The sequence below is a fragment of the Streptomyces sp. ActVer genome (genome assembly GCF_027270795.1).
Lineage (GTDB): Bacteria > Actinomycetota > Actinomycetes > Streptomycetales > Streptomycetaceae > Streptomyces > Streptomyces umbrinus_A.
This window is the reverse complement of the sequence record NZ_JAPWHT010000211.1, coordinates 1-17040: the sequence shown is the minus strand read 5'-3', so window position 1 is coordinate 17040 and position 17040 is coordinate 1. Positions and strand designations below refer to the sequence as shown.

Annotated in this window: 10 protein-coding genes and 1 pseudogene; 8 read left to right on the top strand and 3 right to left on the bottom strand. The window is 71.5% G+C overall.

Going from position 1 to position 17040, the window contains the following annotated elements; all coding sequences use genetic code 11:
• Nucleotides 1-250 precede the first annotated feature (250 nt).
• The 6 genes and pseudogenes from O3Q52_RS29690 to moeZ all read left to right on the top strand — a co-directional run bounded on the left by O3Q52_RS29690 (nt 251) and on the right by moeZ (nt 7876).
• A complete protein-coding gene (locus tag O3Q52_RS29690; protein WP_332112955.1) occupies nt 251-1114 on the top strand; it encodes a DUF3152 domain-containing protein in 864 nt (287 codons plus the stop codon).
• Nucleotides 1115-1419: 305 nt separating this feature from the next.
• A pseudogene (locus tag O3Q52_RS29685) lies at nt 1420-3195 on the top strand (glycosyltransferase); the annotation flags it as partial.
• Nucleotides 3192-4778: a hypothetical protein gene (locus tag O3Q52_RS29680; RefSeq protein ID WP_332112954.1), complete on the top strand. Its 1587-nt coding sequence runs from the start codon at nt 3192-3194 to the stop codon at nt 4776-4778. The pseudogene O3Q52_RS29685 and the gene O3Q52_RS29680, both read left to right, overlap by 4 nt.
• 147 nt (nt 4779-4925) lie before the next feature.
• Nucleotides 4926-5888 carry an NAD(P)-dependent oxidoreductase gene (locus tag O3Q52_RS29675; protein WP_269651768.1) on the top strand — a complete coding sequence of 321 codons (963 nt, stop codon included), beginning with the start codon at nt 4926-4928 and terminating at the stop codon, nt 5886-5888.
• Nucleotides 5876-6634 (top strand): spherulation-specific family 4 protein, encoded by a 759-nt coding sequence (locus O3Q52_RS29670; protein WP_269651767.1) that lies wholly within the window; start codon nt 5876-5878, stop codon nt 6632-6634. The genes O3Q52_RS29675 and O3Q52_RS29670 overlap by 13 nt, the downstream gene beginning before the upstream one ends.
• A gap of 63 nt (nt 6635-6697) precedes the next feature.
• Complete coding sequence (gene moeZ / locus O3Q52_RS29665; RefSeq protein WP_143636513.1) at nt 6698-7876, top strand: adenylyltransferase/sulfurtransferase MoeZ; 1179 nt, start codon at nt 6698-6700, stop codon at nt 7874-7876.
• Nucleotides 7877-7962: 86 nt separating this feature from the next.
• On the opposite strand, the gene O3Q52_RS29660 is transcribed toward moeZ, so the two are convergent.
• From O3Q52_RS29660 to O3Q52_RS29650, 3 genes are all read right to left on the bottom strand, one after another.
• The gene (locus O3Q52_RS29660) at nt 7963-9507 is read right to left on the bottom strand and encodes an alpha/beta hydrolase (RefSeq protein WP_269651766.1); all 1545 of its coding nucleotides are present in this window, start codon (nt 9505-9507) and stop codon (nt 7963-7965) included.
• 118 nt (nt 9508-9625) lie between these two features.
• Nucleotides 9626-11173, bottom strand: a complete 1548-nt coding sequence (locus O3Q52_RS29655; protein ID WP_269651765.1) for an alpha/beta hydrolase — start codon at nt 11171-11173, stop codon at nt 9626-9628.
• A gap of 136 nt (nt 11174-11309) precedes the next feature.
• Nucleotides 11310-14129, bottom strand: coding sequence for a lysylphosphatidylglycerol synthase transmembrane domain-containing protein (locus O3Q52_RS29650; protein ID WP_269651764.1), 2820 nt, complete (start codon nt 14127-14129; stop codon nt 11310-11312).
• A 185-nt stretch (nt 14130-14314) separates the two neighbouring features.
• Between O3Q52_RS29650 and O3Q52_RS29645 the strand changes: the two genes are divergently transcribed.
• Together O3Q52_RS29645 and O3Q52_RS29640 are read left to right on the top strand one after the other, a co-directional pair.
• Nucleotides 14315-14680: an MGMT family protein gene (locus O3Q52_RS29645; RefSeq protein ID WP_332112953.1), complete on the top strand. Its 366-nt coding sequence runs from the start codon at nt 14315-14317 to the stop codon at nt 14678-14680.
• A gap of 305 nt (nt 14681-14985) precedes the next feature.
• The coding region (locus O3Q52_RS29640; protein WP_269651762.1) for a UvrD-helicase domain-containing protein at nt 14986-17040 on the top strand (2055 nt) is incomplete at its 3' end.

Below are 17040 nucleotides of genomic sequence, written 5' to 3'. Positions count from 1 at the left end.
AGGGCCTCCCGGGGCAGTGCGGCCCGGGCCCGGATAAGGTCAGGGCGGGCCGCCGGGCCGGCCCGGCCCGACGGTTCCCCGGCAGCGGTTCGCGCCGCCCGGGTCGGGAGCCGGTGGCCCCCGGCAGGCTTACGTCGACGCCTTCGACCAGGGCGACGACTCCTTCGCGCCCCGTTCGGCCGCCACGGCAACGCTTCGCGCGGACCCCTACGCCTCCGTCACCGTCTGGGACGACGAGGTCGAGCACAAGGTGGCCCCGGGCGATCAGGAACCCCCGGACGCGCGGCCCGAGAAGGCCAGGGGAGGCAAGGGCCGGGCCTTCACCGGCATCGCGGCCGCCGCCGTCACCACCGTCCTGGCCGTCGTCGTGGCCGGGCAGGTCACCGGGGGGCGCGAGGACGACTCCGTACGCCCGCAGTCCGCGAGTGGCGCCGACCGGGAGGCCAAGGACTCGGCGTCGCGCACCGACAGCCGGCCGGTGCCGTCCGCATCGGCGGGCGCGGGTGCGGTCACGCTGTCGTACTCCCAGCAGATGGCGAAGAAGTATCCCCTGGCGGCCGATCTCAAGGGCTCCGGGGAATTCGACGCGGTCCCCGGATTCGACAAGGCGCCTGGAACCGGGCGGAAGTACACCTACCGCGTCGACGTCGAGAAGGGACTCGGCCTCGACGGCGGGCTCTTCGCGGAGGCCGTGCAGAAGACCCTGAACGACGACCGGAGCTGGGCCCACGACGGCGGCCGCACCTTCGAGCGGGTCTCCTCCGGGAAGCCCGACTTCGTCATCACCCTCGCAAGTCCTGGGACGACGGCGTTCTGGTGTGCCAAGTCGGGCCTCGACACCACCGAGGACAACGTCTCCTGCGACTCGGCCGCCACCGAACGCGTGATGATCAACGCGTACCGCTGGGCCCAGGGTTCCGAGACGTACGGCGACAAGATGTACGCGTACCGCCAGATGCTGATCAACCACGAGATCGGCCACCGGCTCGGCTTCGGCCATGTGGGCTGCAGTGTGGACGGTGCGCTCGCCCCCGTCATGCAGCAGCAGACCAAGTTCCTCGACCGCGACGGAATCCGCTGCCGGCCCAACCCCTGGGCGTTCCCCGGGAGCTGACGCCTTTCCCCGGGAACCGACGGCATTTCGCCGGAGACCGACGGGCCGTGACATGACGAAACGTGTTCGATTGATCTCTTAGCGCGACAGAACGCGACCCGCACGCGAAAGTTACGACCGTTCACCCCTTTTGGTGGCGCGATGGACAACCGTCCATCGCGCCACCGTCATGTCCGCATACGTTCGTCCCGCTGCGAGCCGCCGGGTCAACGGCGGCTCCCCATACGGGAGATCGGGGGTGCGCTCGTGCGCATCGGACTGCTTACGGAGGGTGGCTATCCGTATGTGAGCGGTGACGCCAGGCTCTGGTGCGACCGGCTCGTGCGCGGGCTCGGGCAGCACGAGTTCGACATCTACGCGCTCAGCCGCAGCGAGCAACAGGAGGACGAGGGCTGGATCGAGCTCCCGCCCCAGGTCAGCCGCGTACGCACCGCACCGCTGTGGACCGCCGAGGACGACGGTGTCGGATATGGGCGACGGGCGCGGCGGCGGTTCGCCGAGTGTTACGAGGAGTTGGCGGCGGCCGTGTGCGCCGGGGACGCGCCCGTGGGATCCGCCGCGTTCGAGGGGGCGGCCGGGTCTGCTGCGGAGCCGGATCCGCGGGAACGGCTGAGGGCGGAGGAACGGCCGGGGGTGCCTCCGCGGCTGTGGCGGACCGTTTCGGCAGCGCGCTGTACGGGCTCGCGGAACTCGCCCGGGACGAGGGCGGACTGGTCGGCGCCCTGCGCTCCGAGACCGCTGTGCGCGCTCTGGAGCGCGCCTGCCGCGCGCCCGGCGCACTTCGTGCCGCACGCGGCGCACGCGTACCGGATCTGCTCACCGTCGCCGCCCAGGTGGAGCGCACCCTGAGACCGCTGTCCCTCGACTGGTACGAGGACGACGGGCTCGGCTCGGTCGACCTGTGCCACGCCACCTCCGGCGGCGCGGCGGCCCTGCCCGGGCTGCTGGCGCGGCACTTCACAGGCGTGCCCCTGCTCGTCACCGAGTACGGCGTGCAGCTGCGGGCGCACTATCTGGGTGCGCGGGAGGATCTGGAGGGCCGGGCGGCCTCGTCCTCGGCGCGGGCGCTGCTCGCCGCGTTCCACGGCAGGCTCGCCGCCGAGGCGTACCGGCAGGCCGAGATCATCACGCCCGGCAACACGCACGCCCGCCGCTGGCAGGAGCGCTGCGGCGCCGACCGCGCCAGGATCCGTACGGTCTATCCCGGCATGGAGGCGTCCCGCTTCTCGGACGTGGGCGAGAGTGCCGAGGCCGCCGACGCGGACACCCTGGTGTGGGTCGGGCGCATCGAGCCCGCCAAGGACCTGATCTCGCTGCTGCACGCCTTCGCCGAGATCCGCAAGGACGAGCCGAAGACGCGCTTGCGCATCGTCGGCGCACCGGCCGAAGGGCTGGAGGGCGCGACCTACCTGGCGCACTGCAAGGCACTCGCCGCGCAGCTCTTCCCCGACGAGGCGGACGGCGTCCACACCGCCGGCGACAACCCCGTCTCCTTCGAGGAGATCGGCGGACCGGAGGTACCGACCCTCCCCGAGGCGTACGAGGCGGGTGCCGTCGTCGTCCTGTCCAGCGTCGTCGAGGGCTTCCCGATCAGCCTCGTCGAGGCGATGTTCTGCGGACGCGCCACGGTGTCCACCGATGTCGGCGCGGTCGTGGAGGTCATCGGCGGTACGGGTCTCGTGGTGCCGCCGCGCAATCCGCGGGCGCTCGCAGAGGCGTGCGTCTCCCTGCTGCGCGACCCGGAGCGTCGTGCGCGCCTCGGCGCGGCGGCACGCGCGCGTGCGCTCGAACTGTTCACCGTCGAGCAGAACATCGCGGCATTTCACAGCATTTACCTGGAGATCATCGCGCGCTGTCCGGTCCGGCGGGTCCTCGTCGACGCCTCGGGCGAGCCCCTGCCGTTCGCCATACCGGCCGAGGTCCATGTGCCGGGGCGGTGGGCCGACTCCGGCACCCGACTGGTCGCGGGCAGGCCCGCGCCGGGATGGGCCGCGGGACCGCAGGTCCGGGGTGTCCCGCTCGGGTCCGCCTCCGAGGCCGCTTCCGGCGAGCCCGTGCCTGCGGGGGAGGGGGCGCGGTGAACGGACGACGACGGACGGGGCGTGCGGACGCCACCCGGGCGCCGGGACGCCCCGAGGCATGGGACGCAAGGTCCGAGGAGTGGCTGATGGGCGTCGAGGAGCCGGGGACGATCCCGGACGCCGAGGTGGGCGAGACGAGGGTGGTCGACGTCCAGCCGGGAGAAGTCCGCGTGGTGGACGTGCAGTTGGGGGAGTCGAGGGTGGCGGATGCGCGGCGCGAGGCGCCGAGCGTGGCGGATGCCCCCCGGCTCGGGTGGGATGTCGCTTCCGGTGCCGGTGGCGGTTTGGGTGTGGGTGGCGGTGCGGGTGCGGGTGCGGGTTTGGGTGCGGGCGTGGCTCCGGCTTCCGGCCGGAAGCCGTCGGCTCACGCGGGCGAGGCCGCTTCCGTCAGCCGCGAGGCTTCCGCCTACGGGAGCGAACCGGCCGGCTCCGACCGCGAGGTGTCCACCTACGCCAGGGGAGGCGCTGCCGGGGACCGCAAGCCCTCCGCCCGGCGCGGTGCCGTCGACCCCGTGAAGGCCCTCATGCACCGCCACCGCGAGCTGTGCGAGCGCGCGGTGGACCCGCTGGAGATCGCCGCTGGGCTGGAGGCACACGGTGTGACCGACCGGACCGCCACGCGCTTCCGGCACCGGGACGTGTTCTCGCTCGCCGAGGAGATGTACGCGCGCGTGCCCCGCGCCGGTGACACGGAACCTCGGCCCGAGGCGCCGGACACCCCCAGGGTGCGCGCCGACTGGGCCCTGCTCACCCTGCTGCCGGGCGCCCTGTGCGCGGTGACCGTGACCGGGCTCCGGCTCACGGAGGGGCGCCCGCGTCTCGCGGTGGCCGTCGTGGGTGTGTTCGCCATCTCCATGGGCCTGCGCGCGGCCGTATGCCGCGGCCCTCTGCGTGCCGCACGCGCGTGGCACCTGACCACGTCCACACGCGCGTGGACGTGCGGGCTCCTCGCTTACGCGCTCCTCGGCGACGGCCTGCTCGCCGCGGGCATCGAGGGCGGCCCCGCCGGACCGCCCACCGGAGGCTCCGACAGCCCCTGGCCGATCGCCCTCGCGTCCGTCCTCGCGCTCACCCTGGCTGTCGCCCCGGCGGCCTGGTGCGCCCATCTCTTCGCCGTACGCGCCCGGCGCCGACTCGCCACCAGCCGGGGCCTGGAGGAGTTCGCGTCCTCCGTGAGGCCCCTGCTCCTGGGCGTGTTCGGACTGTTCCTCTGTGCCCTGGGCGGACTGCTCGCCGGCAGCGGGGCATGGCTGGGCGAGCCTCCCGCGTACGCCGCGGCCGGTGCCCTCGGCGCGCTTCTGCTGCTCGCCCGGCTCCTCACCGTGCACGGCTTCACCCACGCTCCCGCCGTGATCCTCGCGGCCGCGGGCACGGCCGAGGCGCTGGCACTGGTGAGCGTCTTCGCCGGCCGCCTGCCCGGCTGCTCGCTCCTGGCCCGGCCCGTCGAGACCGTGGCCGCCGCCTGGGGGCCGGGCTCCGTCCCCGCTCTCGTGTGCGGGGGCGCGGCACTCGTCCTCCTGATCCACGCGACCAGGACCCTCACCCGGGCCTCGGCCCACGCGGCACACGGCGACACACCGTGAACCACCCCCGGCGCCCGGCCTCCGCGCCGAGCGCCCTTCCCGCGGGGCCGACACCGCGGGCCTTCCGCACGACCTACGGCAACACCCTGAAGGAGAACGCCAGATGATCACCCTCCGCATCGGAGAGTCCGCCCCGGGAGCCGCCCGATGAGGGTGCTGCTGATCGGAGCCAACGGATACCTGGGCCGCTTCGTCGCCGACCGTCTGCTCGCCGACCCCGCCGTGCAGCTCACCGCGCTCGGCCGGGGCGACGACGCGGACGTGCGCTTCGACCTCGCCAGCGGCAGCCCGGGCGCGCTCACCCGCTTCCTGGACGCGGTGCACCCCGGCGTCGTCGTCAACTGCGCCGGAGCCACCCGCGGCGGCGCCCGCGAGCTGACCCGGCACAACACCGTCGCCGTCGCCACCGTCTGCGAAGCCCTGCGCCGCAGCGGCTGCGGAGCGCGCCTCGTGCAGATCGGCTGCGGCGCGGAGTACGGCCCCAGCCAGCCCGGCTCGTCCACGGCCGAGGACGCCGTGCCCCGCCCCGGCGGCCCGTACGGCGTCAGCAAGCTCGCCGCCACCGAACTGGTCCTCGGGTCCGGCCTCGACGCCGTCGTCCTGCGGGTGTTCTCGCCCGCCGGACCCGGCACCCCGGCCGGCTCGCCCCTCGGCCGCCTCGCCGAGGCCATGCGCCGCGCCATGCAGTCCGGCGACGGCGAGCTCAAGCTCGGTGGCCTCGGTGTCCAACGCGACTTCATCGACGTACGCGACGTCGCCCGTGCCGTCCATGCCGCCTCCCTCTCCGCCGCGCAGGGCGTCATCAACATCGGATCCGGTCGTGCCGTGCGCCTCCGCGACGCCGCCTCCGTCCTCGCACGCGTCGCCGGCTACGGCGGTGCCCTGCACGAACTCGACGGACCGCCCGTCCCGGTCAGGCCGTCCATCGGCCACCCCCGCTCCGAGACGGAGCACACGGCCCCGGCTGCCGCCTACCCCTACCCGGACGGCTGCGGCAGCTGGCAGCAGGCCGACGTGCGCACCGCACGCGACCGGCTCGGCTGGCGACCCCGGATCAACCTCGAGGAATCCCTCGCCGACATCTGGATGGAGGCGGCATGCCGCATCTGACCAGCACCGCAACGGGCACCGCGAGCACCGACTTACGGGCCGGCTTCGGTATCCCCGGCTATGCGCACCCCCTTGTCGCCCCGGTCGAATGGGGCGAACTCACCCGCCCCGGAACTCCCTTGCACTGGGTCGTCCTGAACGTCGCCGACGGCCCCGGCACCCGCCCCGACCCCCGCTGCCTGGAGGCGGCCGGACGCCTGCGCAACGCGGGCGTCCGTGTCCTCGGCCACCTGGATGTGACGTACGGCGCACGGGCCTTCGGTGAGCTCGTCTCCGACGCGCACCGCTATCGCGACTGGTACCAGGTCGACGGCTTCCTCCTGGACCGCTGTCCCACGGAGCGGACAGCGCTGCCCGAGGTCCGGCGCACGGCCACCACCCTGCGTGCGCTCTTCGGCGAGGGCCGCGAGGGCCACATCGTCCTCGGCCACGGCACCCACCCGTATCCCGGATACGCCGAGGCCGCCGACCAGTTGGTGACCTTCGCCGGACCCTGGAGCGATTACCGCTGGTCGCAGGTGGCCGAGTGGACCGCCGAGTACCCGCCCGAGCGCTTCTGCCACTTCGTGCACAGCGTGCCCCGCGGCCATCTCGACGAGGCGCTGCGCATCGCGCGCTGGCAGGGCGCCTCGACGATCTACTTCACCGACCGCACGGATCGCGGGGGTTCGGCCGACCCCTGGGAGAGCATGCCCGGCTACTGGGACGAAATCGTCTCGCGGATCGGAACGGGTGTCTCGGAATGAAGAAGGGCGTGGCAGTGTTACGGGGAGAACAACTGTAGTGATTGACCGACCAACGGAGTCCCCGTGTCGCTGCCACCCCTGGTCGAGCCAGCTGCTGAGCTCACCGTAGACGAGGTCCGCAGGTACTCCCGCCACCTGATCATCCCCGACGTGGGCATGGACGGGCAGAAGCGGCTGAAGAACGCCAAGGTGCTCTGTGTGGGCGCCGGCGGCCTGGGCTCGCCGGCGCTGATGTACCTGGCCGCCGCCGGCGTCGGCACGCTCGGCATCGTGGAGTTCGACGAGGTCGACGAGTCGAACCTGCAGCGCCAGATCATCCACAGCCAGGCGGACATCGGCCGCTCCAAGGCCGAGTCGGCCCGGGACAGCGTGCTGGGCATCAACCCGTACGTGAACGTGGTCCTTCACGAAGAGCGGCTCGAGGCCGAGAACGTGATGGACATCTTCAGCCAGTACGACCTGATCGTCGACGGCACGGACAACTTCGCGACCCGCTACCTGGTCAACGACGCGTGCGTGCTGCTCAACAAGCCGTACGTCTGGGGCTCGATCTACCGCTTCGACGGCCAGGCGTCCGTCTTCTGGTCCGAGCACGGCCCCTGCTACCGCTGCCTCTACCCGGAGCCCCCGCCGCCGGGCATGGTCCCCTCCTGCGCCGAGGGCGGCGTCCTCGGTGTGCTGTGCGCGTCCATCGGTTCCATCCAGGTCAACGAGGCCATCAAGCTCCTCGCGGGCATCGGTGAGCCGCTCCTCGGCCGTCTGATGATCTACGACGCCCTGGAGATGCAGTACCGCCAGGTCAAGGTCCGCAAGGACCCGAACTGCGCGGTCTGCGGCGAGAACCCCACCGTCACCGAGCTCATCGACTACGAGGCCTTCTGCGGCGTCGTCTCCGAGGAGGCCCAGGAGGCGGCCGCCGGCTCGACGATCACTCCCAAGCAGCTCAAGGAGTGGATCGACGACGGCGAGAACATCGAGATCATCGACGTCCGCGAGATCAACGAGTACGAGATCGTCTCGATCCCCGGCGCCAAGCTGATCCCGAAGAACGAGTTCCTCATGGGCACCGCCCTGGAGACCCTCCCGCAGGACAAGAAGATCGTCCTGCACTGCAAGACGGGTGTCCGCAGTGCGGAGGTCCTCGCGGTCCTCAAGTCGGCCGGTTTCGCGGACGCCGTGCACGTGGGCGGCGGCGTGATCGGCTGGGTCAACCAGATCGAGCCGGAGAAGCCCATCTACTAGGGGCAGGCTTCGCAGGCACAGGCCTTGCGGCGAGGGGCTCGGCACCAGGTGTGCCGGGCCCCTTTTGGCCGGGTCCGTCCGAGCCGCTACTCGCAGACCTTGCCGTCCTCCGGCACCTTCCCGTCCAGCAGGTAGTCGTTCACCGTGCTGTCGACACAGTCGCTCCCGCTGCCGTACGCCCCGTGTCCCTCGCCCTTCCAGGTGAGCTGCACACCGACACCCTTGCCCAGCTCGTCGGCCATCTTGCGGGCACCCTCGTACGGCGTCGCCGGGTCGCCGGTGTTGCCCACCACCAGGACGGGCGCCGCGCCGGGCGCGCTCACCTCCGCCGTCTCGTACTGGCCGGCCACCGGCCAGTTGTGGCACCAGCCCGCCGTGTCCCAGCCCATCGAATCGCCGAAGACGGGCGAGATCTTCCGGAACTCGGGGAGCAGCGCCTTCGCCTCCTCGGGCGTCGGCCGCTCCTTGTCGTCCAAGCACGATATGACCCGTTGTGAATGCGTCGTCGTGCCGTAGCGCCCCGACGCGTCACGGTCGTTGTAGCCGTCCGCCTGCGCGAGCAGCTCCGTACCGTCGCCGTCCTCGGCCGCTTCGAGTGCGCTGGTGAGCGCGGGCCAGGACGACTTGCTGTAGAGCGGGTAGATGACGCCCGTGAGGGCCAGCTGCTGGGTGAGGTCGCGGCCGCTCGCCGTCGGCAGCGGTTCGGAGTCGATCCGCTTCAGCAGATCCACGATCTTCTGGGAGCCCTCCTTGGGGTCCTGGCCCGTCGACTTGAGGTAGTCCTCCAGGGCGCGCTGGAAGCCCTTGGCCTGGTTCCTGGCGTGGCCGACCGTGCCCGCGCTCGGGTCGACGACCGCGTCGAGGAGCAGACGCCCCACGTTCTTGGGGAACAAGTGGGCGTACACGCCGCCCAGTTCAGTGCCGTACGAGATGCCGAAGTAGTGCATCGTCTGGTCGCCGAGGACATGGCGCATCAGGTCCATGTCCCGGGCCGTGTCGGTCGTCGAGACGTGATCCATGAGCTTGCCCGCTGACGCCTGGCAGCCCTTGCCGAAGTCAGCCGCGTCCTTGAGGAACGTCGTCTCCTCGGCTGAGGTGTCCGGCGTGGTGTCGACCGACTCGGCCGTCTGGATCTCCTTGTTGTCGCGACAGCGCACGCCCTCGCTGGCCGCGACGCCGCGTGGGTCCCAGCTCACGAGGTCGTACCGCTTGTGGAGCTCGGCGAACGTCGGCCCGTACGGCGGCAGATAGTCGACGCCCGAGCCGCCCGGGCCGCCGAAGTTGAACAGCAGCGAGCCGATGCGCTCGTCCGAGGAGCCGCTGGACTCGCTGCGGATCAGCGCTATGCCGATGGTCTCGCCCGTCGGCTTCGACCAGTCCAGCGGCACCTTGAGCGTCGCGCATCGCCAGTCGTCGCCCGGAGCGGGGCCCGTCCCCGTGGCCTTGCAGCCTTCCCAGTCGAGCTTCTGAGAAGTGAGGGAAGCGGGCAGCCCGGTGGTGTCGGATGGCGCCGCGGCAGGCGGCCTTCCGTCGTCCTTGCTCTCGTCCCCGTCGTTCCCGGACGAGCCGCTGCAGCCGGCCACCAGCAACGCGGCGGCGGCCACAGCCGTCCACCGTGCGATACGCGCCATGAACACTTCCCCCCTCGCGGGCGTCGTCCGCCGGATGTCGCGGATGACAGTCAGGCAATAGTAGGCAGATGGCCGCGAGCGCCGTGATGCCCTGTGGATAACCGTCTGACCTGCTATTTCACGAGCAGACCTTGCCGCTCGGCGGGACCTTGCCGTTGAGCAGGTAGCCGTTCACGGCGTCGCGCACGCACTTGTTTCCGCTGTCGTACGACCCGTGCCCCTGGCCCTTGTACGTCAGCTCCACCCCGACGCCCTTGCCCAGCGAGTCCACCATCTTGCGGGCGCCCTCGTAAGGCGTCGCAGGGTCGCCGGTGTTGCCGACCACGAGGATCGGCGCCGAGCCCGGCGCGCTCACGTCCGGGTGGTCGGCGGCGCCCGCCACGGCCCAGTCGGTGCAGCCGACCAGGCCCCACGCCAGATAGTCGCCGAAGAGGGGCGAGGCCTCACGGAACTCCGGAAGCTTCGCCTGCACGTCGGCGGTGGTGTAGCGGGGCTTGTCGTCGGCGCAGTTGATGGAGACGTTGGCGGCGGCGATGTTGCTGTACTCGCCGTCCTGATTACGCCCGTTCATCGAGTCGGCCAGCAGCATCAGCACCCTGCCGTCACCGTCGTACGCCTGCTGGAGCCCCTCGGTCAGGTACTCCCAGAAGTCCTTCGAGTACAGGGACTGCGCGATGCCGCTGGTGGCTGCGGTCTGGGTCAGCTGCCGGGGGAAGACGCCCGGGATGGGCTTGCTGTCGAGGTCCGTGAGCAGTTTGGCGATCCGGTCCTTGACGTCCTGTGGGCTGTCGCCGAGCGGGCAGTCCTCCGTCTTCGACGTGCAGTCCTCGGCGAAGTTGTCCAGCGCGAGCTGGAAGCCCTTGGCCTGCCCGAGCGACCCCTGCTCCGAGTTCTGTGTCGGGTCCACGACCGCGTCGAAGACGGCCCGCCCCACCCTCTTGGGGAACAAGTGGGCGTACACGCCGCCCAGTTCCGTGCCGTACGAGATGCCGAAGTAGTGCAGCTTGTCGTCGCCGAGGACCTGCCGCATCAGGTCCATGTCGCGGGCCGCGTCGGTGGTGCGAACGTACGGGAGGGTCTTGCCGGAGTTCTTCTCGCAGGCCGCGTTGAACTCCTTGGTGTCGTCCAGGAGCGTCGTCTGCTCGGCCGTGTCGTCGGGGGTGGCGTCCTGCTGGAAGTACTCGTCGAGCTGTTCGTTGCTCTCGCACTTCACGCCCGCGCTGCGGCCGACGCCCCGGGGGTCGAAGCTGACCAGGTCGTAGCGGGTGCGCAGTTGCTCGTAGTCCTGGCCGAACGCGGGGAGCGTGGTCACACCCGATCCGCCCGGGCCGCCGAAGTTGAAGATCAGTGAGCCGATGCGCTTGTCCTTGGCGCCGCTCGTCTCCGCGCGGATCAGTGCGAGCCCGATCGTGTCCCCTTTGGGCTTGTCCCAGTCGAGGGGTGCCTTGAGGGTCGCGCACTTCCACGTGTCACCGTCCGGCAGGGGCGACGGGGCGTCTCCACCTCCCTCGGCCTCGGAGGGCTCCGGGCAGTCCTTCCAGTTCAGCTCCTGCGCCGACAGGTCCTCGTCCTTGGAGTCACCGTCGCCGCAGCCGGCGAGGGCCGCCGACAGCAGAACGGCGGTGGCGGTCAGGGCGGCGGCCCGCAGCGGGGAAGGGTTCGGCATGCTCCCATCCTGAGGTCGCCCAGGGCGGGACGCTCGGGGCACGGGCCGTGCGGGTGAGAGCCTCTACGTCCCTCTGTGGAGCGCGCTCTCGTGCCCCAGGGGGCAGCCCAGGGGTATCTCAGGGGCACCTCAGGGGTCAGAGCGCGCCCTTGCGCGTGAGGTGGTTGAAGAACAGCCACCCCGGCAGCACGGGCAGCCACAGCGTGAGCAGTCGGTACAGGAGGACGGCGGGCGCCGCGACCTCGCTGGGGAGCCCGACGGCGATCAGACCGACCGTCAGGGTCGCCTCGACCGCACCCACGCCACCCGGGGTCGGCGCCGCGGAGCCGAGCGCGTTTCCGGCGAGGAAGACCACGGCGACGCTGGCGATGCTCACCGAGGGCATGCCCTCGGTTCCGAACGCCCGGACCGACGCGTCGAGGCACATCACGAAGCTGGCCGTCAGCAGGAGCATGCCGCCGATGCCGGTGAGGAGCTTCTGCGGCCGCTGCAGCACGTCCAGCATGCGCGGCACGACACCCGCGAAAAGCGACCTCACGCGCGTGACGACGAATTTCCGCAGGAACGGCACCGAGGTCACCACGAGGACGAGGACCGCGACGGTCAGCAGACCTGCGATGACGGTCCTGGACGGCGACAAGGAGGGTGTCTTCTCGGTACCGGTCAGATAGCCGAAGGAGAGCAGCATCAGGATGTGGCAGCCCAGCCCGAACAGCTGCGACGCGCCGACACTCGCCACCGCGAGCCCCGGCCGTACCCCCGAGCGCTGGAGGAACCGCGTGTTGAGGGCGACACCGCCCACCGCCGCGGGCGCCACGATCTTCACGAAGGACCCGGCGACCTGCGCGGCCACGGTCCGCATGAACGGCACGCGCTCGGGCACGAAGCCCAGCAGGCTCATGGCCGCCGCGAAGTAGCTCAGCATCGAGAAGAGCACGGCCGCGGCGACCCAGCCCCACTCGGCTTCGTCGAAGAGCGTGCCGAACTCGATGTGCGTGAGCTGCGTCAGCAGGAAGTACGCGCCGAACGCGCCCGCGATGAAACTGATCAGCGTACGCGGCCGGATGCGCTCCAGACGGGCAGGCTCGACCGGCGCCTGTGGCCTGATCAGGAGCACCTGGTGACGGATCTGGGTGAGCAGATCCTCCTCGCGCGCCTCCTCCAGGGCGTCGTCGATGGCGCGCTTCTCTGCCCGTTGTTCCGCGCGTACGGCCTTCTTGTCGGGCTTCTCCAGGACGGGCCTGGTCGCCTCGGGAGTGTGCTCGTGCTCCTCGGCGCGGGCCAGCTTGGCCTGCCGGGAGGCTTCCAGGACGGCCTCGCGCTCGCGCTCCGACCGCTCCCGGGCCAGCTTTCGCAGCGTCGCGCGGTGGGAGCGCGTGAGCGCGATGGGCTGCAGCATGGGCAGGCAGTCCGCGACCGCGTCCGGGCCGAGCACCCCGACGGCCGACGCCACCGCGCGTTCCGCGCCGACCCGCAGGCCGAGCGTGGTCACCAGTTGGGCGACGTCCATGCGCAGCAGCAGCTCACCGGCCGCGATCTCGCCGTTGCGCAGATCCGTGAGGATCACCGTGCCGGAACGATCCACCAGGATCGCGTCGCCGGCGAGCCTGCGGTGCGCGATGCGCCGGGACTGCAGCGCCTGCACCTGGTGCCAGGTGTCCCGGAGCAGGTCGTCGGTGATGTCCTCGTCCGGCAGCGAGTCGAGCGTGCGCCCACCGGCGTGCTCGTAGACCAGCATCACGGCGTCGGGGCCGAGCTCGGAGGTCGCGATCAGCTTGGGCGCGTTGGCTCCGGCCGCGATGGCCGCGTACGCGAGGAGGGCCTCCTGCTCCAGGGCCTGGCGCAGCGACTGGAGACTGCGGCGCGTGGTGATGCCGCGCAGCGTCAGACGGCGCCACACGCGGTAGAAGAAGCCCTGTGCCTGCTGCTCGCGGTCGACCACCGTGACGTCCAGCGGTGGACCGTCCTGGAGGGTCACGAAGTACCGGCGGCCACGGTCGCCCTCCAGGGCCTCCGGAGTCTCGTCCCTGGCCGCGCTCACCGGGTGGAAGCCGACGTGCCGCAGGCCCGCCATCAGGGTCCGCCCCGTGGGCCGTACGTTCGGCGAGCCGACCGCGTACAGCGTCCCGTACGCCACGCTCCAGCCGATCAGCACGGTCAGGATGATCGAGAACGGGGTCGTGTAGCCGGTGACCAGCATGGAGAAGGCGTCGAGCATCAGCACGACCCACAGCACCGCGCGCCAGCGTGGGCGGCGCGACATGCCGACGGCCGTCATGTACGCGATGACCGGCGCGAGATAGCCGTGCACCGGGTCGGTGAGGGCGTTGATGTCGCCGGGGGAGGGCTGGGTGAGCGCCTTCTGGATCGAGTCCGGTGCGGCCTTGGCGACCCACAGGTCTGTGGCGAGTGTCACTCCGTGTGCGAGGACGGCGGCCAGCACACCGTCGGCGATGCGCAGCCCGTCGCGTTTGATCAGCCGCTCGATGGCGAACGCGACCGGCACCAGAAGGATCACGATGCTCGACGCGAGCCCCGCGATCTTGATCAGCAGGTCGGGCGCCTCGTCGGTGCCCTTGTTGATGTCCTGTGCCAGCCCCGACGTCGTGCCGTGCGCGAACGCGGCGATCGCCAGCAACAAGGCGATCGCGAGCACGCCCACCAGGAGACGCATCAGGTCGGAAGGGCGGTGCACGCGCGCGGGGAGCAGCGGTTCGTCGCCCTCGACCTCTTCGCTGTGGGCGTCGTCGTCGGCGCAGTCCGCCGCCTCGTCGCCCCTCTCCTTGTGCGCGTCCGCCTGCCCGTCGGCTCGTCCGTCGGGGTCCGTCTTCTTGGTCGGATCGGCCTTCTCGCACGGGTTCGCAGTGCGCTCGTCCGTATCGTCGCCGGTGTCCGGGCGCGACGAAACCTCAGAGGTGCCCTCCGCGTCTTCGGGGTGCACGCCCTGCTGTTTCATCGTCTCTTCTTGATCTCGTATCACCAATAACCGCCCGCACGATGGTGGCATGCCCCGCCGACACAGGGGGGCATCAGGGTGCAATGCGGGGTCGCACAGTCTGCCTGAAGCGCTGCTCCGGGGCGAGGGATACGCACAGTCGCCACCGCGTCACGATGTCGGTGCTCTGGGGCAGGATGGGCCGGATGAGCGAGCAGAGCCTTCCGGCGGACGCCCTGCCGGAGTACGCGGAGCGGGTCCTCGACGTCGCCGAGCTGATCCCGCCCGGGCGTGTCATGACGTACGGAGATGTCGCCGAGTGGCTGGAGGAGGGCGGACCCCGGCAGGTCGGCCGCGTCATGGCCCTCTACGGAGGAACCGTTCCCTGGTGGCGGGTCGTACGCGCGGACGGCATGCTGCTCCTCGGCCACGAGCTGGAGGCGCTCGGCCACTACCGCGCCGAGGGCACGCCCCTGAAAGAGGCGAGCAGGGCCTCCGAGGGCCATCTCCCGCGGGTCGACATGAAAAGGGCGCGGTGGGACGGCGGCGGGCGCACGGAGGGTCACACCTGACAGCTTCCGGCATCGAGCTGCCAGGAGGGGTACAGATGGCCCGTACGGGGGAAGCGGGGCACGTCCGTGACATTCCGTACGTTCGTGAAGCGGGAGACGCGTGTGCCTGGTGGGAACAAGAGGAAGCGCTGCTTCCACCACATCCACCGGCGTAGCGTCGACGGCGCGCATCCCGTTCATCCCGCGGCCACCGCCCTCAACGCGCGAGGGGCCCTCCACCCGTCGCCCCACCACCACCGCTGAACGACGGCGTTCCGCGTCGACAGAGACAGACCCAAGCACACCCACCAGGACCGGCGAACCACGTGAGCTCCTCTTTCTCCACCAGGCGCCTGCCGCACCCCCAGGGGCGACAGGGGGCCCGTGGCGCTTACCGACTGGTGCGTACCCCGCCGGCCAGGGTGGCTCCCCCTCTGCTGGACGCAGGGCAGCGTGCGGCGGTTGACCACGAGCACGGCCCGCTGCTCGTCCTCGCAGGTCCGGGCACCGGCAAGACGACCACACTCGTGGAGTCCGTCGCGGCGCGGATCGCGCGCGGCGCGGACCCCGAGCGGATCCTGGTGCTCACGTTCAGCCGCAAGGCCGCCGTGGAACTGCGCGACCGCATGGCGCTGCGCATAGGAGCGGCCCGCGCGCCCCAGGCGACGACCTTCCACTCCTTCTGCTACGCCCTGGTCCGCGCCCACCAGGACAGCGACCTGTTCGTGGAGCCGCTGCGGCTGCTCTCCGGCCCCGAACAGGACGTGGCGGTACGGGAACTGCTCGCGGGCCAGCCCGGCCTGGAGCGGCTCGGCCTCGCCCATGTGCGCTGGCCGGACGAACTCCGCGCCTGCCTGACCACGCGCGGCTTCGCCGACGAGGTACGCGCGGTCCTCGCCCGCAGCCGCGAACTGGGCCTCGGTCCCGACGCCCTCCAGGCCTTCGCGCGGCACATCGGCCGCCCCGACTGGCTCGCCGCCTCCGCCTTCCTCGCCGAGTACCTCGACGTCCTCGACATGCAAGGAGTCCTCGACTACGCGGAACTGGTGCACCGCGCGGTGCTCCTCGCCCGGCGCCCCGAGGTCGCCGAGCGCCTGGCCGCCCAGTACGACGCCGTCTTCGTGGACGAGTACCAGGACACCGATCCGGCACAGGTGCGGCTGCTGCACGCGCTCGCGGGCGGCGGCCGCACCCTCGTGGCCTTCGGCGACCCCGACCAGTCGATCTACACGTTCCGTGGCGCCGACGTGAACGGCATCCTCCAGTTCCCGGAGGCCTTCCCGCGCGCGGACGGTACATCGGCACCGATGGAGGTCCTGAGGACCTCACGCAGGTCCGGCGCCGGCCTCTTGGCGGCCACCCGGCTGCTGACCCAGCGCATGCCTCTGACCCGCCTCCCCGCGGAGAAAGTACGCGCCCACAGGGAGCTTGCCGCCGTACGGGACGGCGGCCGCGTCGAGGTCCACACGTACCCGACGCCCGGCACGGAGCTGGACAACATCGCGGACATCCTGCGCCGCGCCCACCTGGAGGACGGCGTCCCCTGGAACGAGATGGCCGTCCTGGTGCGCGCGGGCTCCCGCACCATCCCGACGATCCGCCGCACCCTCACCGCGGCCGGAGTCCCCCTGGACATCGACGGCGACGACCTGGCACTGCGGCACGAACCGGCGGTGTCGCCGCTCCTGACGGCACTCAGGGCGGTGGCCGCGGCGGAGACCTCGGGGACGGTGGGTACGGCGGAGACCTCGGGGGGCGTGGGCGCGGCGGCAGACGCACAGGCCGACGAGGACGTACCGGCTGACGAGGATGCGCGTCCCGACGAGGATGTACGGGCCGACGGCGATGCGCGTCCCGACGAGGATGTACGGGCCGACGACGATGCGGGTCCCGACGACGAAGTGCGTCTCGACGAGGGAGTACGAGTCGAGACGGATGAACCCGCGGAGGCGGACCACCAGGACGCACCCTCCGAAGTCGTCGGCGCATCGGCTGAAGAAGCGGGCGTGCCCGACGAGGAGCCCGACGGCGCCGCAGACTTCTCCGAAGAACCCGCGCAGGAAGCACCCTCGCCCGACAGGCCTTGGCTCGACACCGAGACCGCGCTCAGCCTCCTCGCGTCCCCGCTGGCGGGCATGGACGCCGCCGATCTGCGCCGCCTGGGCCGCGCCCTGCGCGAGGAGGAGCGCGCCGCGGGCAACCATGTGCCGCCGCCCTCCGACGAGTTGCTGGCGCGAGCCCTGGCCGAGCCGGAGCGGCTGGTGGCCCACGATCCGTCGTACGCACGCGGGGCCCAGCGTCTGGGTGCCCTGCTGCGGAAGGCACGGGAGCGCCTCGCGGGCGGCGGTACGGCCGAGGAGGCGCTCTGGGAGCTGTGGGAC

Coding starts and splice junctions, on each gene's coding strand:
- O3Q52_RS29675 (WP_269651768.1), top strand. CDS start 4,926: ATGAGGGTGCTGCTGATCGGAGCCAACGGATACCTGGGCCGCTTCGTC.
- O3Q52_RS29670 (WP_269651767.1), top strand. CDS start 5,876: ATGCCGCATCTGACCAGCACCGCAACGGGCACCGCGAGCACCGACTTA.
- O3Q52_RS29660 (WP_269651766.1), bottom strand. CDS start 9,507: ATGGCGCGTATCGCACGGTGGACGGCTGTGGCCGCCGCCGCGTTGCTG.
- O3Q52_RS29655 (WP_269651765.1), bottom strand. CDS start 11,173: ATGCCGAACCCTTCCCCGCTGCGGGCCGCCGCCCTGACCGCCACCGCC.
- O3Q52_RS29650 (WP_269651764.1), bottom strand. CDS start 14,129: ATGAAACAGCAGGGCGTGCACCCCGAAGACGCGGAGGGCACCTCTGAG.
- O3Q52_RS29645 (WP_332112953.1), top strand. CDS start 14,315: ATGAGCGAGCAGAGCCTTCCGGCGGACGCCCTGCCGGAGTACGCGGAG.